The sequence below is a fragment of the Luteimonas terrae genome, from assembly GCF_004358165.1.
GTDB lineage: Bacteria > Pseudomonadota > Gammaproteobacteria > Xanthomonadales > Xanthomonadaceae > Luteimonas > Luteimonas terrae.
The window spans coordinates 1,213,114-1,233,646 of sequence record NZ_SMTG01000002.1; the positions used below are offsets into that span (position 1 = coordinate 1,213,114).

Consider the following 20,533-nt stretch of genomic DNA (forward strand, 5'->3'; position numbering starts at 1 on the left):
GATCAGCGCTTCCCTTTAACGCGTTTGCCGGTCTTGCCCTTCAAGGGTTCGGGCGCGAGCGGCAGCGGCGAGATGAAACCCAGGTTCGGCAGACTGCCGACGCGGCTCGACGGACGCGCCGCCTTGCGCGATGCGCGCGCAGGCGTGGTGGCGGCAGGGGTGCGTTGCGCGCCCGGACGACGTGGGGCGTTCGCACTGCGCGCAGACGACTTCGCGGTCGCCTTGGCGCCGCGACGACGTGCGCCGGCTGCGGTGCGGGCGGTCGCAGCCGCATCACCGTCTGCACGCCTGCTCGACGCCTTCTTCGCGGCCGGCTTCGACGATGTTTTCGCCGCAGCTTTCGACACCTTTTTCGCAGGCTTCTTTGCAGCCAAAGGGCGCGCAGCAAACTTCTTCGCCGCGGACTTCGTCGGCGCTGCGGGCACCACGTCGACAGCAGGTGTGTCGACACGGACGGGGCCGGCGGGACGACGCGGCGGTGCCTTCGCAGCAACCGGGGCAGCCACCTCCAGGCCTTCGATGGCATCGAGGCGATCGCGCATGCGACGCAGCGCGCGTTCGAGATCGGCGATCTTGCGATGCGCGCCATCGAGTTCGGTGCGCGTCGGCAGATCGAGCACACGACAGGCCTGCTCGACCTCGCGCTGCACCGCCTGGCGCAGCCGCATCTGGCCTGCGACCATCTCGGCATACGCCTTGCGGAATGCAGGCGACAGCGCGACGTCGGCATAGGCCTCTTCGGCGGCGTCGATCCACAGGTCGAACAGCGCCCGCGGCGTTTCGATTGGCGTCGCCGGATCGCGCTCGCCGAGCTTGCGTTCGAAGATGCCGAAGGCCGCGGTCGATGCCTGCATCAGCAGCGTCTGGTAGTCCTGCTGGCTGGCCTGGTATCGGGCGAACGCATGACCGAGCTGCTGCCAGCGCTCCTGGTGCTCGCGCATCAGACCGAACGTTGGCAGCGAGAACGCATCGCGCGCGCCGCCGCTCTGCGCGCTCGCGGCGTCGAGCCACGGCTGCAGGCGCTGCACCCACGTGTCCCAGCCCTCGATGCCCTCGCCCTGCAGACTGCCGAACATCTGCCCAAGCGGGTTGGTGCCCATCGCCTCGCGCCATGCGCCGACGATCGCCTCAGGCGTCGCGTCGCGCCCTGCAAAGCCGGCCGCGACACGCTGGATCTGCTCCAGCCACGGCGCGGCCATCGTCTGGAAGCGCTGCAATGCGTCTGCGCCGGGGGCCTGCGCGGCCTGCGCCCACCACTGCGATGGATCCGCCCAGGGCATCGCACCGGCCGACGCGCCGAACGGCGAGGACGATGCCGTCTGGCGCCAGTCCGCGCCCGGCATCGTGCGCTGCAGCGCCTCACGCCATGTATCCCAGAAGCGACGCGCGAGTCCTTCCAGATCCGCGGCCTGCGCGCCGGGCGCCTGTCCCATGTTGAACATCGTCGACTCCTGCGAACCGCGTTCGATCATAGCAACGCGGGACGACCGGACGGCGACAGGTCAGAGCTTGGGAATGCGCAGCGTCTTGCTGACCATCATCGCGCCCGACGCGGCGAACAGCAGCACCAGCGGGTGCAGCAGCCATGGACCGAGCTGCACCTGGCCCAGCCACAGCGCATCGCCGATGCGGCCCTGCCACGCAGCGATCGCCAGCACGATCACGAGCAGCAGGCTCGATGGAATCGGCGTGCCCTCGAAGTACTTCACCTTGTCGCTGCCCTGCGACAGCGTTTCGGCGGTCACGTTGTAGCGCGCAAGGCGACTGACGCCACAGCAGACGAAGCCGCTCAGCACGATCCAGTCCCAGCCGCCCTGCATGCCGCAGGCGTAGGCCAGCGCCGCGGGCGCCACGCCGAACGAGATGACATCGGCCAGCGAATCGAGCTCGCGCCCCAGCGTGGACGCGACCTTGCGCCAGCGCGCGATGCGACCGTCGAGCGCGTCGAAGACGAAGGCCAGCGGGATCAGGGCCATGCCGGCCAGCAGAAAGCGTACGTCCTCGTCCTGCAGATACCGCAGGGCGGCGAACACCGCGCCGGTGCCGCAGAACGCGTTGCCCAGGGTGAACCAGTCGGCGAGCTGGAAGTCGCGCAGCATCGAAAAGTGGCGGGGTCGTGACATCGGATCTCCAGGCGTCGAGGGCGCGGTCCAGTGGCCGATGGTGCCCAAGCGGACAGTGCCCCCGGCGTGAGCGTTGACAGATAGATATCAATTCGATATCAATCGATCAAACCAAGGAGATGCCGCGATGAAAGAGAACCCGATCCGCTCCCTGCCGGGCATCCCGGTCCTGCTGGTCCAGATCGCGGTCATGGGCGCCTGCGCCTGGGGCCTGGCCGCGGGCGGTGGGGCGGCGCCCCTGCTGGCGATCGTCATCGCGCTGCTGACCCTGTTCTCGCTGATCGGCCACTACATGGTCGAGCCCAACCAGGCCGCGGTGCTCAGCCTGTTCGGCAAGTACGTCGGCACGGTCAAGGAAGCGGGCCTGCGCTGGAACAACCCCTTCCTGACCAAGAAGAAGGTGTCCTTGCGCGTGCGCAACTTCGAGAGCGGCCGGCTCAAGGTCAATGAACTCGAAGGCAGCCCGATCGAGATCGCCGCGGTCATCGTCTGGCGCGTCGTCGATTCGGCCGAAGCCGTCTTTAACGTCGACGATTACGCGAGCTTCGTGCACATCCAGTCCGAGGCCGCGCTGCGCGCGATGGCGACCAGCTATCCCTATGACCAGCACGAGGACGGCCAGATCTCGCTGCGCAGCCATCCGGTCGAGATTTCCGAGCGGCTCAAGGAGCAGCTCGACGAGCGTCTGACCGCGGCCGGCGTCGACGTGGTCGACGCGCGCATCAGCCACCTCGCCTACGCGCCCGAGATCGCCCACGCGATGCTGCAGCGCCAGCAGGCGAACGCGGTCATCGCCGCGCGCACGCGCATCGTGTCCGGCGCGGTCGGCATGGTCGAGATGGCGCTGGCCGAGCTGCAGAAGAGCGGCGTGGTCACGCTGGACGAAGAACGCAAGGCGGCGATGGTCAGCAACCTGCTGGTCGTGCTGTGCGGCGATCGCGGCACGCAGCCGATCGTCAACACCGGCTCGCTGTACTGATGGCCGCGCATCACATCGCCGCCCTCGTGTTCGCACTGATGGCGATCCCGGCCTTCCTGTCGGCGCGCTGGCTGGTGCAGGGGCGACTGCCGCTGTCGGCCGGCAGCGGGCGCATGACGGTGCGCGACAAGGCCGTGCTCGACGACAGGCTGGCGCGCCTGCTGCGCATGATCGGGCTGGCGATGCTCGCCACCGCCATCGGGCTTGCGCTGTGGGGCGACGACGAACGCCGCCTGCTGGTGCTGATCGTGGTGATGTTCCTCGCCGTCAACGGCTTGGCCGCGGCCTGCATCTTCACCGTCGCCAGCGCCAAGCGCCGCGCCCGCGGAGGCGGCGGGTGAGCGAGAAGAAGGCCTATCCGCTGCGCATCCACGCCGACATCCTCGCGGCGGTGCAGCGCTGGGCCGACGACGATCTGCGCAGCGCCAACGCGCAGATCGAATACCTGCTGCGCGATGCGTTGCGCCGTGCCGGCCGCATTCCCGCGCCGAACCTCCCCGCGACAACAGATGAAGGATCCAACAATGAGTGAGCGCTGGCAGTACAAGGTGGAAGAGGTCCGCCTCGGCATGCTCGGCAGTATCAAGCCGGCGGCGATCGAAGAGCGATTGCAGGCGCTGGGGCTGCAAGGCTGGGAGCTCGTCAACGCGGTGCACGCCTCGCCAGTTGGCCCAACCCTGCTGTTTCTGAAGCGCCGCGCATGAGCACGCATGTGGGCACACGTCCGCGCCTGCGCCAGGACCTGCGCATCGCGGTTCTGCTTGCGGGTTTCAGCGCGCTGGCGACCGTGGCGGTGATTCCCTACCTGCTGCAGATCGATCCCACGCGCATGCCGGCCTCGTCGCCCTCGCTGACGGCGCTGGTCGCGATCCAGGCGATGACGATGTTCATCGTGTGCGCCCTGCTCGCCTGGGCCGGCCTGCGCATGGGACACCGCGTGGGCCTGGGCGCGCCGTTGCTGCAGCGCTGGGTCAACCGGCATGGCGATGCGGGCCTGCGCGATCGCGCGCCGTGGCAGGCGATCGCACTCGGCATCGCCGCGGGCATCGCGCTGCTGGTGCTGTCGCGCGTGCTCGATCCGCTGCTGCTGCCGCAGACGCAGGTCGAGATGACCGACATCGCCGGTGCGCGCAGCGCGCTGTACGGCCTGCTCGCGTCGTTCTACGGCGGCATCGTCGAAGAAGTGCAGCTGCGCCTGTTCCTGATGACGCTGGTGGCGTGGGCCGCGACCTGGCTGACGCGTCGGCGCGCGGGCTTCGACGGCACGCTGTCGCCGCGCATCGCGTGGCTGGCGATCCTGGTCGCGGCGCTGCTGTTCGGCGTCGGCCATCTGCCGGCGGCCGTCATGGTCTGGGGCCTCGACGCGGGCGTGGTGTTCCGCACGCTGCTGCTCAACGGCATCGGCGGCGTGGTCTTCGGCTGGCTGTTCTGGAAGCGCGGCTTCGAGATGGCGGTGCTCGCACATTTCGCCGCGGATCTCGTGCTGCATGCGCTGGTCCCGTTGCTGCTGCCGCACGCGGCCCTGTGACTCGGGCACACTGGTCGCGACATCCACGGAACCGGAGTTCACCCATGCGAGTCCATCCCCTGCTGCTGGCTGCCCTGCTCTGTGCCGCGACCGGCACCGTCTGCGCACAGGGCGCGCCCGACGCCGAAGCAACGTCGGCGCGCGTGCTCGACCAGCTCGACGCCGGCGATTTCGCGGCTGTGACCGCGGGCTTCGACGCGCAGATGTCGGCTGCGCTCGATGCCGACAAGCTGCGCGCGGTGCAGACGCAGATCGAGGCCGCCGGGCCCGTGACCTCGCGCGACGCGCCGCGTGTCACGCAGCAGGCGGGCATGACGGTCGTGGTGACGCGGATCCATCGCGCGCAGGCCAGTCTCGATGCGACCGTCGCGATCGACGCCGCGGGACGCGTGGCCGGGCTGCATTTCGCTCCTGCCACGCCCTGACCGCACCGCCTCGCATGCACATCGCCGCCTCGCGTCGCATCCTGCTCAACACGCCGGACGTCGAACTCTGGCCCGCCCGCCTGCTGCGGGCGCGCGGCAACCGCGATGCACGCGTGCTGTCGCGCGCCAGCACGGTATTGCGGCGCAAAAGCGACGGTCGTTATCTGGCCGCGGTGCTGCCCGAAGGCATCGTCGGACTGATGCCGCGCTGGCAAGCCGAGGCCGGGATCGACGACGCGCTGGATCTGCTCGACGCCGGCGTGATGCCGGCCACGCAGATGCCCGCACACCTCCTGCCGCTTGACCAGGTCGAAGCACGCCTCGACGCGCTGGGCCTCGATGCCGAGGCCTACGCCGCGCGCACCGGGCTGGCGCTGGTCGCCGAACCTGCATGGCTGGTGCTCGCCGGTTTCGACCGCTACCGCCGCCCGCTGTGGCTCGAGGGTGCGACCGCGCGCGCGTGGCAGGGGCTGCGCGATGCCGCTGCGCGCGACGACGTGGTGCTCGAGGCGGTCTCGGGCTATCGCAGCCATGACTACCAGCTCGGCATCTTCGAACGCAAATGCGCGCGCGGCCTGTCGCTCGATGAAATCCTCGCCGTCAACGCCGCCCCCGGCTACAGCGAACACCATGCGGGCAGCGCACTCGACATCAGCGCGCCGGGCGAACCGGCCGCGGAGCCTTCGTTCGAGCGCACCCGTGCGTTCGACTGGCTGCAACGCCACGCGGGCACACACGGCTTCACCATGAGCTACCCGCGCGACAATCCGCACGGCATCGTCTACGAGCCCTGGCACTGGCGCTACGACCCGCCCGCGGACTGAACACCGCGGCGCCGCTCAACGTCTGAGCGCGCCCACCGCCTGCAGCACCCAGCCGAGCATCGTCAGCATGCCGCCCCATGGCGCGAAGAACGACGGGCCACCGAAGAGGTGCCGCGAGACCAGCGCGCCAGAGAACAGCAGCGTGCCGAGCAGCAGCGCCACCAGCGAGGCGAGTTCAAGACCGCCGCGCACCGCACGCCCCAGCACCACCAGCACGATGCCGTGGCCGAAGGCGAACACCGCCGCGGTCTGCAGGGCGGCGCGGGCGTCGCCAACGACGGCATGCGCGGCGTAGGCCGAGAGCCCGACCGACAGACCCGCCAGCAGCGCGCCAGCTGCGATCAGCCCACCGATGTGGCTCGCATTGCGTGTGGATCGAAATCCCAAGACCGCCTCCGATGCGCTGTCATGCCGCGGCGTCCGCACGAACGCCGGAGAAACCCGAAGCCTGAAACGACACACGCCGCATCCCGGGGGACGCGGCGTGTGTCGTGGAGCGTGTGCGGCTGGGCTTACTGGGCCGGCGCTGCCGCGGGCGCCTCGGCGGCCGCTTCGCCTTCGGCCGGCGCCGGGGCTTCGGCGGCCGGTGCCGGTGCGGCAGCCGGTGCTGCAGCGGCCGGCGCGGCGTTCGGATCGCGCAGCGTCCAGAACACTTCGAACTCGCCGTTCTCGGTGAACGCGTTGTCGATGCCGTTGCGGTAGTTCTCGTACGGCCGGTCGGTGACTTCGTAGCCCTGCGTCAGCGCCCAGGCGCGAACGGCATTGCGCACGTTGTCCAGCTCGGCCATGAAGCCCTTGTAGTTGGCCTTGGCGACGCGGGCGCGCGGCACGAACACCGACTTCACCGGGCCCAGCAGTTCCAGACCGGTCATCTCGACGGCATCAGTGGTCGACGCGGCGACCGGCGCCGGTGCGGCGGCAGCCTCCTCCCCCTCGCCTTCGGCAGCAGCCGGGGCGGCCGGCGCGGCCGGACCGGTGCCCTTCTTGCGGACCGGCATGGCCAGATCGAAGGTGTAGGTCTCGCGGCCCAGCTCGGTGGTGATGATGCGCAGCGGGCCGGCGGCTTCGAGGTTGTTGGCGGCGATGGTGCGGTTGATCCACTCCAGGTTCGCCTTCATCGAGTCCTGGATGACCTGGTTGCTGCGCTCGACCGCGCCGGCGCTGACGACCAGCAGGTTCTCGGCCGGACGATCGGCGGCGGTCAGGTCGGCCAGCGTGCTGCCTTCGGCGCGGTAGTCGACGTTCGGCACGGCGGCCAGCATGTTCGACAGACGGCCCAGGCCGAGCTTCATGCCGTCACCGACGTTGCGGCTGACGTAGAGGCCGGCGAAGCGACCCAGCAGGTCCCAGCCGTAGTCGACGTTGTAGGTCTGGGTGATTTCGATGTTGCGGTTGTTGCGACCGGTCGGCTTGAGCGCGAAGGTCATCGTCTTGTTGTCGCCGCGGGTCGGATCGGTCACGGCGTAGGCGACGCGGGTGCCCGGCTCGGATTCGGTGATTTCCCAGCTGCCTTCGCCCACGCGCTTGATGCTGGAGTTGTAGGCGATCTTGGCGCCGACGCCAGCGTCCGGGCCGGACGTGGTGAGCTGGGCGTTCGGGTCGTAGGCGGTGACCGGCGACCAGTCCTTGAAGCGGCGCACCGCATTGAGCGTGTCGAACACGATCGTCTGGCGACGGTTGGTTTCCACCGACTCGGTCAGCGTGCGGCTGGAGGGAAGCAGGACGGCCACCACCAGGAACAGCACGGCGACGATGACGCAAGAGATCAGCAGTTCGAGCAGACGGGTCATTCAGAGTTCTCCAGGACCTAGATCCGGCCTGAGGCGGCACAGACCGGCAATCGTACCAAGTTGCGTGTGACCGGGCGAGTCCATCGCAGCATCGATGAATGAGGGATGCCCGGGCGTCGCGCCGGGCTTCCCCCACACCTTCCGTGACGGATGCACGAGCGCCTTGTCGGCGCATGGACGGGGCATGCGGAAACCGCGCGGGCGGCGGGTCAGACCAGCTGCAGCTCGAAGGCCTTGAGCACGGCGCGGGTGCGATCGCGCACGCCCAGCTTGCTGAGGATGTTCGACACGTGGTTCTTGATCGTGCCCTCGGCCACACCCAGCGAATTGGCGATCTCCTTGTTGGAGAAGCCGCCGGCCATCAGGCGCAGGATCTCGGTCTCGCGATCGGTCAGCGGGTCCGGCCGGTCGAGGCTGACGAACTCGTTGCGCATCTGCTCCAGACCCGTGAGCAGACGCTGGGTCACCGCGGGCTGCACCAGCGAACCGCCGTCGGCGACGGTGCGGATCGCGCCGACCAGCTGTTCCAGCGAGACGTCCTTGAGCAGGTAGCCCTTGGCGCCGGCCTTCAGGCCCGCCAGCACCAGCTGGTCGTCGTCGAACGTGGTCAGGATGATGGTCGGCGGCAGGCGTCCGTCGCGCGACAGCGACTGGATGGCCTCGAGGCCCGACATCGCCGGCATGCGCATGTCCATCAGCACGACGTCGGGCTTGACCTCGGGAATCAGCGTGACGGCCTGCTGGCCGTCGGAGGCCTCGGCGACCACTTCGATGCCCCCGTCCAGCGCGAGCAGCGAACGGATGCCCTGGCGGACCAGGGTCTGGTCGTCGACCAGGCAGACTCGGATCATGGTGCTTCCCCTCGTGGATGGATGCCGTCGGGCGTGCGTCCCCGGCGCGCAGCATCGCGCAGCCCGGTCGTGTCCGCCAGCGGCAGTTCCAGGCGCAGCACGAAACCGCGATCGGGCGCGGTCTCGACCTGCAGCGTGCCGCCGTAGGCGGCAAGACGCTCGCGCATGCCGGTCAGACCGTTGCCCGCGCGCGCCGCTTCCGCGCCGCGGCCGTCGTCGCGTGCGTCGAGGCGGATCGCATCGCGATCCTGCGCATAGCGCAGCCGCAGCAGGCTCGCGCCCGAATGCCGCACGGCATTGGTGATGATTTCCTGCGTGCAGCGCAGCAGCACGTGGGCGCGCTCGGGATCGTCGACGACGAACTGCACCGGCAACTGCATGTCGACCTGCAGGCTGGGCACGTGTTCGGCCAGCGGCAGCAGCGTGGCGCGCATGTCGATGGCGTCGTCGTCGCGCAGCTGGCTCACCGCCTCGCGGACGTCGCTGAGCAGCAGCTTGGCCAGCGTCTGCGCCTGCCCCACGTGGTCCTGCGCCTGGCCGCTGGCGAGATGGCTGGCGATTTCGAGGTTCAGGCTCAGCGCCGTGAGGTGGTGGCCCAGCAGATCGTGCAGCTCGCGCGAGATGCGGGTACGCTCGTTGACGCGCACGCTCTCGGCCAGCAGCGCACGCGTGGCCCGCAATTCGGCGTTGAGCCGGCGCTGGTCCTCGCGGGCCTGCGCCTGCTGGCGCGCGACGAGGCCGGTGACGAAGGCGAAGCCGGTGAAGCCCACGTACAGCGCCGCCTGCAGCACCGCTTCTGCCCAGGTGAAGTCGAAACCGCGCACGTAGACCGGCACGATGACGAATTCGCAGGCCACCAGCAGCGCCACGCCCACCCAGAGCGGCAGCAGCCACGGCAGTGCACAGGCCACCACCATCAGCAGGATGCTGCCCAGGCCGCTCTGGCTGTAGTAGCTGATCGCGATCGCGCTGCCGGCGAGCACCAGCACCAGCAGATGGTCGAGGCTGCGGATGCGGCGTTCGCCAAGCCCGCGGGTCAGCCATGCGTAGCTGAGGCCGAAGATCGCCCACGCCGTCCAGGCATGACGCATGTCCGCGCCGCCGCCGAGCGCCTGCTCCACCGGCGCCATCGACAGCATCACCAGCGGCACGCCAATGACCGCCCAGGTGAACAGGCCGGCGATGCGCAGGAGTCGGTTGTGGTTCAGATGGGCGAGCATGGCGGCATGTTAGGCACACGCACGCCACGGCGGGACGGGCCTGAAGTCATGCCGACGGGTCGCCCCTACCGGGCCGGCATGCAATAATCCGGCCCTGTGCGACGCGCAGCGGCAGGAGCGCCGCGACCGGCCGCAGCGCGCGTCCAACAGTCGTCTTACGGAGTCTGGAATGTCGATCGTCGTCCGCGACGTGCATGCGCACGAGCTGGATTCCATCCTCGAACTCAACAACGCCGCCGGTCCCTCGATCCTGCCGCTGGACGCCGCCCGCCTCCGCCACCTGCACGACACCGCGGAATATTTCCGTGTCGCCGAGCGCGACGGCGCGATGGTCGGGTTCCTGATCGGCTTCGGCGCCGGCAGCGGTCACGACAGCAGCAACTTCCGCTGGTTCGAGTCGCACCACCCGGATTTCTTCTACATCGACCGCATCGTCGTCGCCAGCCGCCGTCGCGGCGGTGGCGTCGGCCGCGCGTTTTATGCCGACGTGCAGAGCTACGCCGAGGTCCGCTTCCCGCTGCTGACCTGCGAAGTGTTCCTCGAACACGACAACGATCCGGTGCGCCTGTTCCATGGCAGCTTCGGCTTCCGCGAGGTCGGCCAGCACGTGATGCCGGGCACCGACATCCGCGCCTCGATGCTGGTCAAGGACCTGTGCAGCTACGCCTGGGTCCGCGAGACCTACGGCGGCACGCTGCCCGACGAACCCTGGCTGGGCCGCCCCCGCGTGCCCGCCCGCAACACCGAGGAGACCCAGGCCTGATGGCGTCACGCCCCGCCCCCGCCGCCGATTTCGAACCGGCCGGCGAACTCAAGATCGGCCAGGTCGGCATTGCCAACCTGCGCGTGCGCACGCTCGACGTCGCGCGTCTGGCCGAGGAGATGCGCAGCCGCGTGGCGCGCGCGCCCAAGCTGTTCGACCGCGCCGCGGTGATCCTCGATTTCGGCGGCCTGGCCGAACTGCCCGACACGACCACCGCGCAGGCGCTGATCGACGCGCTGCGCGACGCCGGCGCCCTGCCGGTCGCGCTGGCCTGGGGCAGTACCGCCAACGCCGAGCTGGCTGAAGCGCTGGATCTGCCGGTGCTGTCGAAGTTCCGCGCCCAGTACGAGAACGCTGATGCGGTGGCCGTGCCGGCGCCTGCGCGCGCCGCGCCCGCCCCGGAACCGGCCGCAGCGCCGCCGGCCGCGAAGTCCGCGCCCGCGCCAGCGAATGCCGAGCCGGGTCTGATCCAGGCCGTGCCGGTGCGTTCGGGCCAGCAGCTCTACGCCCAGAACCGCGACCTGACCGTGCTGTCGTCGGTCGGTGCCGGCGCCGAGGTCATCGCCGACGGCTCGATCCACATCTACGGTCCGCTGCGCGGTCGCGCGCTGGCCGGCGCCCAGGGCAGCGCGACTGCGCGTATCTTCTGCCGCAGCTTCCATGCCGAGCTGGTCGCCGTGGCGGGCCACTACAAGGTGCTGGAAGATATCCCCCGCGAACTCCATGGCAAGGCCGTCCAGGTCTGGCTGGAGCATGACGAATTGAAGATCGCCGCACTCGAGTGACGGCGACATACCAGGAGATGTGTTTTGGCTGAAATCATCGTGGTCACCTCGGGCAAGGGCGGCGTCGGCAAGACCACCAGCAGCGCGAGCATCGCCATCGGCTTCGCCCGACAGGGCAAGCGCACGGCGGTCGTCGACTTCGACGTGGGCCTGCGCAACCTCGACCTGATCATGGGATGCGAGCGCCGCGTCGTGTACGACCTGGTCAACGTCGTGCAGGGCGAAGCGACGCTCAAGCAGGCGCTGATCAAGGACAAGCGTTTCGACAATCTCTACGTGCTGGCCGCGTCGCAAACGCGCGACAAGGACGCGCTGACCAAGGAAGGCGTGGAGAAGGTGCTCAAGGAGCTGTCCGACGACGGCTTCGACTACGTGGTCTGCGATTCGCCGGCCGGTATCGAGAAGGGCGCGTTTCTGGCGATGTACTTCGCCGACCGCGCCATCGTGGTGGTGAACCCGGAAGTGTCGTCTGTGCGCGACTCCGACCGCGTCATCGGCCTGCTGCAGTCCAAGACCAAGCGCGCCGAGAACGGCGAGCGCGTGCAGGAGCACCTGCTGCTGACCCGCTACAGCCCTGCGCGCGTGGAAACCGGCGAGATGCTGTCGATCGCCGACGTGGAGGAAGTGTTGGGTCTGAAGACCATCGGCGTGATTCCCGAGTCGGGCGACGTGCTCAACGCGTCCAACAAGGGCGAGCCGGTGATCCTGTCGGCCGAATCCCTGGCCGGCCAGGCCTACGACGACGCTGTCGCGCGTCTGCTCGGTCAGGAGCGCCCGATGCGCTTCACCACGCACGAGAAGAAGGGCTTCTTCAGCAAGCTGTTCGGAGGCTGATCCATGGGCATGTTCGATTTTCTCAAGCCGAAGAAGAACACCGCCTCGATCGCCAAGGACCGCCTGCGCATCATTGTCGCGCAGGAGCGGACCAACCGCGGCGCGCCGGATTACCTGCCGCTGCTGCAGCGCGAGCTGCTGGAAGTGATCCGCAAGTACGTCAGCATCGACGTGGAGGCGGTCAAGGTGGATCTGGTCAAGGACGGCGACCACGACGTGCTCGACATCTCGGTCGCGCTGCCCGAGGAGCGTCAGGCGACCGCCTGAGGCATCGACGTGGACCCTCTTCGCAAGGCCGATGCGGACCACGCCTGCGCAGCCGTGCTGTGCCTGTCCGACATCGGCTTCGAAGCGCCGGCCGCCCTGCTGGCCGGCTACGGGCTGACCCTGCACCGCGTGCCCGACGGCGCCGGGATTCCCGGCAGCTACTGGGGCGCGCCCGAGGCCGGCATCATCGGCTGCGATGTCTATGCGCGCGGCGACACGCCGGTGCACTCGCTGCTGCACGAATCCGGGCACCTGATCGTGCTGCCGCCCGAGCGCCGCGCCGCGGTGCACACCGATGCGACTGACTCCGTCGAAGAAGAAGACGCGACCTGCTACCTGCAGATCGTGCTGGCCGATGCACTGCCGGGCGTCGGCAGTGCGCGCCTGATGGCCGACATGGACACCTGGGGCTACACCTATCGCCTGGGCTCGACGCGGGCGTGGTTCGAGCAGGACGCCGAAGATGCGCGCGCGTGGCTGGTTGCGCGGGATCTGCTGCCCGCGTAAAGGCGCGCTTGCAAAGCGCGGCGCCTCACTTGCGGGCGCGCACCCGCCGCACTAGCCTCCCGGTTCCCAAGCTGACCGGAAGCTGTCCGTGAAGAAATCCCACACCACCCTGCTCGCCCTGGCGGTCGCCGCGAGCCTGGCGCTCGCCGGTTGCAACCGTTCCGAATCGCCCGACACCAGCGCGCCCGCAGCCGGCACCGCGGCGCCGGCCGGCGAGACCGCTGACCAGTTCATCGCCCGCGTCAACGACGAGGCCCGTGCGCTGATGCCGGAGCTGACCGCATCGCAGTGGTTGTCGGCGACCTACATCAACGACGACAGCCAGCTGCTCGCCGCGAAGTACAACGAGCGCTACCTCGCCCAGCTCAACAGCTGGATCGAGCAGTCGCGCAAGTTCGAAGGCCAGGAGATGTCGGCCGAGACCGCGCGCGCGATCAACCTGCTCAAGCTCGGCGCGTCGATGCCGCCGCCGCGCAATCCCGAGCACCTGGCCGAACTGACGAAAATCGCGTCGAAGATGGAAGGCACCTACGGCGCCGGCCAGTACTGCACCGGCGAAGGCGAAGCGCGCAGCTGTCGCCAGCTGGGCCAGCTCGAGGACGTGCTGCGCAGCAGCCGCGACTACGACGCGCAACTCGACGCCTGGCAGGGCTGGCACACGATCGCCCAGCCGATGCGCGGCGATTACACGCGCTTCGTCGAACTGGTCAACGAGGGTGCGCGCGACCTCGGCTTCGCCGATGCGGGCGAGGCGTGGCGTTCGGGCTACGACATGCCGCCGGCCGAACTCGCGGCGGAAACCGATCGCCTGTGGAACCAGGTCAAGCCGCTGTACGAGCAGTTGCATTGCTACACGCGCACGCGTCTGGAAGCGCGTTATCCCGGCCGCGGCACCGTCGAGGGCGGCCTGCTGCCGGCGCACCTGATGGGCAACATGTGGCAGCAGGACTGGGGCAACCTCTGGGACGTGCTGCAGCCGTATCCGAACGCGGGCGATCTCGACATCACCGGCACGCTGGAGAAGGACTACCAGGCCCTGCTCAACGAACGCATGGTCAAGGAAAACGCGCTGATCGATTCGGACCGCCGCGCCGACATCGCCCAGGCCGCGCTCACCGAGAACGCCAAGCGCATGAACCGCCGTGCCGAGGAGTTCTACACCTCGCTGGGCATGCCCAAGCTGCCCGAGAGCTTCTGGACCAAGACGCAGTTCGTGAAGCCGCGCGACCGCGACGTGGTGTGCCACGCCAGCGCCTGGGACATGGGCGTGCGCATCGACGGCCAGCCAGACGTGCGCACCAAGATGTGCACCAAGCCGAACGAGGAGGATTTCACGACGATCTACCACGAACTGGGCCACGTCTATTACTACCTCGCCTACAAGGACCGCCCGCCGCTGTTCCAGACCGGCGCGCACGACGGCTTCCACGAGGCGATCGGCGACACCATCGTGCTGTCGATGACGCCGCAGTACCTGCAGTCGATCGGCCTGGTCGGCGAGCAGCAGCAGTCGCAGGAATCGCTGGTCAATTCGCAGATGCGCATGGCGCTGGCCAAGGTGTCGTTCCTGCCGTTCGGCCTGATGATCGACCGCTGGCGTTGGGGCGTGTTCGACGGCTCGATCACGCCGGAGAACTACAACAGCGCGTGGTGGTCGCTGAAGGCGCAGTACCAGGGCGTCGCCCCGGCGACCGCACGTGGCGAGGAGTTCTTCGACGCGGGTGCCAAGTACCACGTGCCGGGCAATACGCCCTACACGCGCTACTTCCTCTCGCACGTGCTGCAGTTCCAGTTCTACAAGGCGCTGTGCGACGCGTCGGGCTATACCGGTCCGCTGAACCAGTGCAGCTTCTACGGCAACAAGGCGGCCGGCGAGAAGTTCTGGGCGATGCTCGAGAAGGGCAACAGCCAGCCGTGGCAGCAGACGCTCAAGGAACTCACCGGCGGCGAGCAGATGGACGCCGCCCCCGTGCTCGAGTACTTCGCGCCTCTGCAGGAATGGCTGACCCAGCAGAACGAAGGCAAGACCTGTGGCTGGACCGCGCCGGCGGCCGCGCAGTCGCCTGCGCCGGCACCTGCAGCTGCTCCGGCTGCACCGCCGGCGGCGGAGAAGCCTGCGCAGGGTTGATGTGTCTTTGTGTTTGAGAAGCAGAAGGGCCGGCATTGCTGGCCCTTCTCTTTTTTCGTCGCCCGGGTTTTGCGGGTAGAGCCTCTCTACTCCGGATACAGAGCGGCCTGCCGGGCAGTAGCCGCTTTTCCCTCGGTCAGGGCTTCCTGCCCTGACTCGGGCGCACGCCATCCATGGCGTGCTCGGCGCGGCCACTGCCCGCCAGTCCGCTTTTCTGATTTGTGGAATCGGGTCTTCTGCAAAGAGTCGCGTGACCACTTTCGTGCGTAGATCAAAATGGATTCCGGATTCACCAGACATGCGTCTGCTGGAAGCCGCCGGAATGACGAGCAGCGACACTGGGGAATGTCGCTGGACGCGACAGAAGTGCCCCCGCCGAAGACAGGGGAAATCAGAACGCGCGCGGGACTTGAGCCGGGTGCTGCGGAGAGCGGGCCATGGATGGCCCGCGGCGGCGAGTCAGTCATGGGTAAGCAGCGACTGCTCGCGCGGCACTGCCGCGCAGTCGTTGCGAACGCCCGGCGCGCTGCGCCGGGCCGGGGGAGCGCCGCATCGCGGCGCGTGCTGACCGAGCCGAGGAGCGGTACCCGGATGGAGGCCCGCTGCATCCGAAGTAGGAGGCTTCACCGCGGACCTCGCAGAGTGCCATTGCTAAAGATCCGTCGGCTCCATCGCCGCCGCGTTCTTCGGACATGCGGGCGGGCGCGGCGAGCGCGCGAGCTCCCAACGCCAGAACACCAAGCCGACGAGCATGAAACCGGCCGAAGTCGCGGCGAGCAGCAGCGGCTGATGGCTGACCAGCGGCGACAGCAGGCCTGCAACGGCAGCGTTGAGCACCAGACCGGTGAACGCCTGCAGCGAGGAGGCAGAGCCGCGCTGGCGCGGATACATGTCGAGGATCGCGAGTGTCAGGATGGGGAACGTCAGCGCGATGCCGAACGAATTGAGCATCGCCGGCATCACCGCCCACGGGATCGCCGGCTGGTCGACCAGCAGGTTGTAGGCGAGATTGAGCGCCATCGCCGCGCCGCTGCAGGCGAAACCGATGTTCGCCAGCCGCGTGCCGCTGATGCGCCCCGCCGCACGCCCCGAGACCCAAGAGCCGAGCATCATGCCGCTGATCATCGGCACGAAGAACCAGCCGAACTGGCGCTCGTTGAGACGCAGCACGTCGACGACGAAGACCGGGGTCGAGGCGATGTACAGGAACAGCGCCGAGAAGTTGAACGCACCCGCGGCCGCGATGCGCTGGAAACGGCGGTTGGCGACGATCGCCACGTAATCGCGCAGCAGGCGGCGTGGCGCGAGCGAGATGCGGTGTTCGCGCGGATGCGTTTCCGGCAGCCAGATCCAGGTCACGACCAGCAGCACCAGCGAGAACGCGACCAGGAACCAGAAGATCAGCGGCCAGCGTCCGAACCCGAGCAGCCAGCCACCGATGATCGGCGCGATCGCCGGCGCGATGCTGAAGATCATCATGACCTGGCTCATCAGCCGTTGCGCATCGTCGCCCTGCAGCACATCGCGGATCACTGCGCGGCCGACGATCAGGCCCACGCCGGCCGACAGGCCCTGCAACGCGCGGAACGCGAGCAGCGTCGGCAGGTCGGTCGACAGCGCGCAGCCCACCGACGCCACCACGAAGACCGCCAGCCCGCCGAGGATCACCGCGCGACGCCCGACCGCGTCGGACAGGGGGCCGTGGACGATGCTCATCAGCGCGTAGGCCATCAGATACACCGCGATGGTCTGCTGCATCGCCGCCGGGTCGGCGCCGAGGTCGCCGCCCATCGCCGGGAAGGCCGGGAAGATGGTGTCGATCGAGAACGGGCCGAACATCGACAGGCCCGCCAGCAGCAGGGCCAGCGTGCGCAGCGACGGCATGCGCGGCTGCCGCGTCACGTCGCGGCCTGCCAACGGGTCGAGGGGCGGTTCGGTTGCATCGAAGACATCCTGCGGCAACGCATTCACGAGAACCCGGCACACGACGGCGCGCCGGAAGGGCCGCCATCATAGGCGCCGCGGCGCGTGCACTCCGGCAACGGCGCGTTCCGGAACCGGGCATCGGCCGCATACGGCGCGCCCGGCCGGCGGATATACTGCGCGGCGTATGCAGTGGGAGAAGTCGGGTCCGTTCCGGATGCCGGCTGCCGTAGGCGCAACCGCCCGGAATCGCTCAGGCCCCGTACCGCTGCAACGGCAACACTCTGGAGAGACCGGACCGCCTGTGGCGCACCCGGCGCCGAAGGGGCACGAAGCGTCCGCGCTTCCAAACTCTCAGGCAAAAGGACAGAGGGGCATGCGGAAGACCGGCGGTCTTCGGCCAGCGTCGTCTCCAATGGATCGACGCGGGCCCGCGCCGGCATTCCTCGAGCCCTCTTGCCCGGATGCCCGCCATGACCGCTTCGACCCTGCGCGACCTCGAACACCACTCGGCTTTCGTCGAGCGCCATATCGGCCCGAACGACGCCGAGATCGCCCACATGCTGGGCGTGGTCGGCCACGACTCGCTCGACGCGATGACCGACGCGATCGTGCCGGGCAAGATCGCCTCGCGCAGCCCGCTGGCCTTGCCCGACGCAATGATTGAGGTCGACGCGCTGGCGAAGATCCGCGCCGTCGCCAAGCAGAACACCGTCCTGCGCAGCGTCATCGGCCAGGGCTACTACGGCACGCACACGCCGAACGTCATCCTGCGCAACATCCTCGAGAACCCGGCCTGGTACACGGCCTACACGCCCTATCAGGCGGAAATCTCGCAGGGCCGCATGGAAGCGCTGATCAACTTCCAGACCATGGTCACCGACCTGACCGGCATGGACATCGCCAACGCCTCGCTGCTCGACGAGGCGACGGCCGCGGCCGAGGCGATGACGCTGGCCAAGCGTTCGGCGAAGTCGAAGTCCAACGTGTTCTTCGTCGCCGACGACGTGCACCCGCAGACGCTCGACGTGTTGCGCACGCGTGCCGACGGTCTCGGCATCGAGCTGCAGGTCGGCCCGGTCGAAGACGCCACCGCCGCCGACACCTACGGCGTGCTGTTGCAGTACCCCAACACCTTCGGCCGCATCGGCGATCACGCGGCCGTGGCCGAGGCCGTGCACGCGCGCGGCGGCATCGTCGCGGTCGCGACCGACCTGCTGGCGCTGACCCTGATCCAGGCGCCGGGCGTCTGGGGCGCCGACATTGTCGTCGGCAACTCGCAGCGCTTCGGCGTGCCGTTCGGCTTCGGTGGTCCGCACGCCGGCTTCATGGCCTGCCGCGATGCCTACAAGCGCTCGATGCCGGGCCGCCTGATCGGCGTGTCGGTCGACGCGGCCGGCAACCAGGCCTACCGCCTGACGCTGCAGACCCGCGAACAGCACATCCGCCGCGAAAAGGCGACCTCCAACATTTGCACCGCGCAGGTGCTGCTGGCGGTGATGGCCTCGATGTACGCCGTCTACCACGGCCCGGACGGCCTGACCCGCATCGCGCGCCGCACGCACCGCTTCGCCTCGATCCTCGCCGCGGCACTCGGCAAGGCGGGCGTCACCGTCGGCGATGCGTTCTTCGACACCCTCCACATCACCGGCGTCGATGCCGACGCGCTGCACGCAAAGGCGCGCGAGGCCGGCTTCAACCTGCGTGCGATCGATGGCACGTCGGTCGGCATCAGCCTCGACGAGACGACGACCCGCGACGAGGTCGTCGCGCTGGCCCAGCTGTTCGGCGCCGATGCCGATATCGACGCGCTGGATGGCGCGACCGCCGACGCACTGCCGACGTCGCTCGCGCGCGACACCAAGTTCCTGACCCACCCGGTGTTCAACACGCACCACAGCGAACACGAGCTGCTGCGCTACATGCGCATGCTGGCCGATCGCGATCTGGCGATGGATCGCACGATGATCCCGCTGGGCTCGTGCACGATGAAGCTCAACGCCACGGCCGAGATGATTCCGGTCACCTGGCCCGAGTTCGGTAACATCCACCCGCTGGCGCCGGCCGACCAGACTGTTGGCTACACCGAACTGATCGACGGGCTGGAGAAGATGCTCGTCGAGATCACCGGCTACGACGCGGTGAGCTTCCAACCGAACTCCGGCGCGCAGGGCGAGTTCGCCGGCCTGCTCGCCATCCGCGCCTACCAGCAGGCGCAGGGCCAGGGCCATCGCGACATCTGCCTGATTCCCGAATCCGCGCACGGCACCAATCCGGCGTCCGCGCAGATGGTCGGCATGACCGTCGTCGTGACCCGCTGCGACAAGGACGGCAACGTCGACGTCGACGACATCCGCGCCAAGGCCGAGAAGTATTCGGACCGCCTGGCCGCGATCATGATCACCTACCCGTCCACGCACGGCGTGTTCGAGGAAGACGTGGTCGCGATCTGCGACATCGTCCACCAGCACGGCGGCCAGGTGTACACCGACGGCGCCAACATGAACGCCCTCGTCGGCGTGGCCAAGCCCGGCAAGTGGGGCTCGGACGTCAGCCATCTGAACCTGCACAAGACCTTCTGTATTCCGCACGGAGGCGGCGGCCCGGGCGTGGGCCCGTGCGCGGTCAAGTCGCATCTCGCGCCCTACCTGCCGCGCGCGCTGGGCGGCGACGGTGCGGTGGGCATGGTGTCGGCGGCAACGCACGGTTCCGCGTCGATCCTGCCGATCAGCTGGATGTACATCGCGATGATGGGCGCCGACGGCCTGCGCCGCGCCACCCAGGTCGCGCTGCTCAATGCCAACTACGTGGCCAAGCGTCTCGCGCCGCATTACCCGACGCTCTACACCGGCCGCAACGACCTGGTCGCGCACGAGTGCATCCTCGATCTGCGCCCGATCAAGGACGCGACCGGCATCAGCGCCGAGGACGTGGCCAAGCGCCTGATCGACTTCGGCTTCCACGCGCCGACGCTGAGCTTCCCGGTCAGCGGCACGCTGATGGTCGAGCCGACCGAAAGCGAGTCGCTGCACGAGCTCGACCGCTTCATCGACGCGATGATCCAGATCCGCGACGAGATCCGCGCGGTGGAAGACGGCCGCCTGGACCGCGAGGACAACCCGCTCAAGCACGCGCCGCACACCGCGATGCAGGTGACCGCCAGCGAGTGGACCCACGCCTACCCGCGCGAGCTGGCCGCGTTCCCGCTGGCGACGCTGCGCCACACCAAGTACTGGCCGCCGGTCGCGCGCGTCGACAACGTGCACGGCGACAAGAACGTGTTCTGCAGCTGCATTCCGGTCGGGTCGGCCGAAGACGAGCCGGAAGCCTTCAGCGAGCCCGACGTCGCCTGATCCGGGCAATGCGGCGCCCGGACGCCCGGCTTCGGCCGGGCGTTCGCGTTTGCGGGTCCGACGCTCGCGCGCAGCAGGGTCTGCAGATCACGTCACAAGCTGCCCCGCCCATACGCCGCGGCATGGACGCGGCGCCTCGCATTCAGGTCCCATCGCGGTTTCGCGCGCCTTCGACATTGTGAATTCTGGCACGCGGGTTGCTAGGCAACGCTCCAGTTTCCCTGCTCCGGTCT

At 68.8% G+C, this 20,533-nt stretch carries 20 protein-coding genes, 1 pseudogene and 1 riboswitch; of the genes and pseudogenes, 14 read left to right on the forward strand and 7 right to left on the reverse strand.

Translation table 11 applies throughout. The annotated features are described in order from the left end of the window. Positions 1 to 2: 2 nt before the first annotated feature. Both E2F49_RS05720 and E2F49_RS05725 read right to left on the reverse strand, forming a co-directional pair. Positions 3 to 1,442, reverse strand: a complete 1,440-nt coding sequence (locus E2F49_RS05720; protein ID WP_165971120.1) for a poly(R)-hydroxyalkanoic acid synthase subunit PhaE — start codon at positions 1,440 to 1,442, stop codon at positions 3 to 5. 60 nt (positions 1,443 to 1,502) lie between these two features. Further along, on the reverse strand, positions 1,503 to 2,123 hold the full coding sequence (locus E2F49_RS05725) for a CDP-alcohol phosphatidyltransferase family protein (protein ID WP_133392952.1): 621 nt from the start codon (positions 2,121 to 2,123) through the stop codon (positions 1,503 to 1,505). A gap of 127 nt (positions 2,124 to 2,250) precedes the next feature. Here E2F49_RS05725 and E2F49_RS05730 point away from each other — a divergent pair, with 127 nt between their 5' ends. Genes E2F49_RS05730 through E2F49_RS05760 form a run of 7 tightly spaced genes read left to right on the forward strand, consistent with a single transcriptional unit; the run spans position 2,251 to position 5,879 of the window. Next, the gene (locus E2F49_RS05730) at positions 2,251 to 3,102 is read left to right on the forward strand and encodes an SPFH domain-containing protein (RefSeq protein ID WP_133392953.1); all 852 of its coding nucleotides are present in this window, start codon (positions 2,251 to 2,253) and stop codon (positions 3,100 to 3,102) included. Continuing rightward, positions 3,102 to 3,443 carry a hypothetical protein gene (locus E2F49_RS05735; protein ID WP_055248818.1) on the forward strand — a complete coding sequence of 114 codons (342 nt, stop codon included), beginning with the start codon at positions 3,102 to 3,104 and terminating at the stop codon, positions 3,441 to 3,443. The genes E2F49_RS05730 and E2F49_RS05735 overlap by 1 nt, the downstream gene beginning before the upstream one ends. Then, positions 3,440 to 3,634, forward strand: a complete 195-nt coding sequence (locus tag E2F49_RS05740; protein ID WP_133392954.1) for a type II toxin-antitoxin system antitoxin — start codon at positions 3,440 to 3,442, stop codon at positions 3,632 to 3,634. The genes E2F49_RS05735 and E2F49_RS05740 overlap by 4 nt, the downstream gene beginning before the upstream one ends. After that, the gene (locus E2F49_RS05745) at positions 3,627 to 3,806 is read left to right on the forward strand and encodes a DUF4177 domain-containing protein (RefSeq protein WP_165971121.1); all 180 of its coding nucleotides are present in this window, start codon (positions 3,627 to 3,629) and stop codon (positions 3,804 to 3,806) included. The genes E2F49_RS05740 and E2F49_RS05745 overlap by 8 nt, the downstream gene beginning before the upstream one ends. Next, on the forward strand, positions 3,803 to 4,630 hold the full coding sequence (locus tag E2F49_RS05750) for a CPBP family intramembrane glutamic endopeptidase (RefSeq protein WP_133392956.1): 828 nt from the start codon (positions 3,803 to 3,805) through the stop codon (positions 4,628 to 4,630). Before E2F49_RS05745 ends, E2F49_RS05750 begins: the two co-directional genes overlap by 4 nt. Before the next feature lie 44 nt (positions 4,631 to 4,674). After that, complete coding sequence (locus E2F49_RS05755) at positions 4,675 to 5,055, forward strand: DUF3887 domain-containing protein (RefSeq protein ID WP_133392957.1); 381 nt, start codon at positions 4,675 to 4,677, stop codon at positions 5,053 to 5,055. A gap of 14 nt (positions 5,056 to 5,069) precedes the next feature. Next, positions 5,070 to 5,879 carry a M15 family metallopeptidase gene (locus E2F49_RS05760; protein WP_133392958.1) on the forward strand — a complete coding sequence of 270 codons (810 nt, stop codon included), beginning with the start codon at positions 5,070 to 5,072 and terminating at the stop codon, positions 5,877 to 5,879. A gap of 15 nt (positions 5,880 to 5,894) precedes the next feature. Here the strand turns inward: E2F49_RS05760 and E2F49_RS05765 are convergent, their stop codons facing one another. The 4 genes and pseudogenes from E2F49_RS05765 to E2F49_RS05785 form a co-directional block, all read right to left on the reverse strand. Continuing rightward, positions 5,895 to 6,266 carry a DUF423 domain-containing protein gene (locus E2F49_RS05765; RefSeq protein WP_243713465.1) on the reverse strand — a complete coding sequence of 124 codons (372 nt, stop codon included), beginning with the start codon at positions 6,264 to 6,266 and terminating at the stop codon, positions 5,895 to 5,897. Positions 6,267 to 6,514: 248 nt separating this feature from the next. Continuing rightward, positions 6,515 to 7,669, reverse strand: a pseudogene (locus tag E2F49_RS05775) (polyketide cyclase); the annotation flags it as partial. Positions 7,670 to 7,878: 209 nt separating this feature from the next. Then, complete coding sequence (locus E2F49_RS05780; RefSeq protein ID WP_055248840.1) at positions 7,879 to 8,520, reverse strand: response regulator; 642 nt, start codon at positions 8,518 to 8,520, stop codon at positions 7,879 to 7,881. Beyond that, the gene (locus E2F49_RS05785) at positions 8,517 to 9,740 is read right to left on the reverse strand and encodes a sensor histidine kinase (RefSeq protein WP_133392960.1); all 1,224 of its coding nucleotides are present in this window, start codon (positions 9,738 to 9,740) and stop codon (positions 8,517 to 8,519) included. The genes E2F49_RS05780 and E2F49_RS05785 overlap by 4 nt, the downstream gene beginning before the upstream one ends. Positions 9,741 to 9,909: 169 nt before the next feature. Here E2F49_RS05785 and E2F49_RS05790 point away from each other — a divergent pair, with 169 nt between their 5' ends. The 6 genes from E2F49_RS05790 (at position 9,910) to E2F49_RS05815 (ending at position 15,024) form a co-directional block, all read left to right on the forward strand. Continuing rightward, on the forward strand, positions 9,910 to 10,503 hold the full coding sequence (locus tag E2F49_RS05790; RefSeq protein ID WP_133392961.1) for a GNAT family N-acetyltransferase: 594 nt from the start codon (positions 9,910 to 9,912) through the stop codon (positions 10,501 to 10,503). Continuing rightward, complete coding sequence (minC, locus tag E2F49_RS05795; RefSeq protein WP_133392962.1) at positions 10,503 to 11,288, forward strand: septum site-determining protein MinC; 786 nt, start codon at positions 10,503 to 10,505, stop codon at positions 11,286 to 11,288. Before E2F49_RS05790 ends, minC begins: the two co-directional genes overlap by 1 nt. 24 nt (positions 11,289 to 11,312) lie before the next feature. Then, the gene (minD, locus tag E2F49_RS05800; protein WP_055248845.1) at positions 11,313 to 12,122 is read left to right on the forward strand and encodes a septum site-determining protein MinD; all 810 of its coding nucleotides are present in this window, start codon (positions 11,313 to 11,315) and stop codon (positions 12,120 to 12,122) included. Between the two features lie 3 nt (positions 12,123 to 12,125). Continuing rightward, positions 12,126 to 12,389 (forward strand): cell division topological specificity factor MinE, encoded by a 264-nt coding sequence (gene minE, locus E2F49_RS05805; protein ID WP_055248846.1) that lies wholly within the window; start codon positions 12,126 to 12,128, stop codon positions 12,387 to 12,389. Positions 12,390 to 12,398: 9 nt separating this feature from the next. Continuing rightward, positions 12,399 to 12,896 (forward strand): hypothetical protein, encoded by a 498-nt coding sequence (locus E2F49_RS05810; RefSeq protein ID WP_133392963.1) that lies wholly within the window; start codon positions 12,399 to 12,401, stop codon positions 12,894 to 12,896. Positions 12,897 to 12,984: 88 nt separating this feature from the next. Next, positions 12,985 to 15,024 carry a M2 family metallopeptidase gene (locus tag E2F49_RS05815; protein WP_133392964.1) on the forward strand — a complete coding sequence of 680 codons (2,040 nt, stop codon included), beginning with the start codon at positions 12,985 to 12,987 and terminating at the stop codon, positions 15,022 to 15,024. A gap of 651 nt (positions 15,025 to 15,675) precedes the next feature. On the opposite strand, the gene E2F49_RS05820 is transcribed toward E2F49_RS05815, so the two are convergent. Further along, positions 15,676 to 16,908, reverse strand: a complete 1,233-nt coding sequence (locus E2F49_RS05820) for a multidrug effflux MFS transporter (protein WP_133393473.1) — start codon at positions 16,906 to 16,908, stop codon at positions 15,676 to 15,678. Between the two features lie 313 nt (positions 16,909 to 17,221). After that, positions 17,222 to 17,327, forward strand: a riboswitch (glycine riboswitch). 84 nt (positions 17,328 to 17,411) lie between these two features. On the opposite strand from E2F49_RS05820, the gene gcvP reads away from it, so the two are divergent. Further along, positions 17,412 to 20,300, forward strand: a complete 2,889-nt coding sequence (gcvP, locus tag E2F49_RS05825) for an aminomethyl-transferring glycine dehydrogenase (RefSeq protein ID WP_133392965.1) — start codon at positions 17,412 to 17,414, stop codon at positions 20,298 to 20,300. Positions 20,301 to 20,533 lie beyond the last annotated feature (233 nt).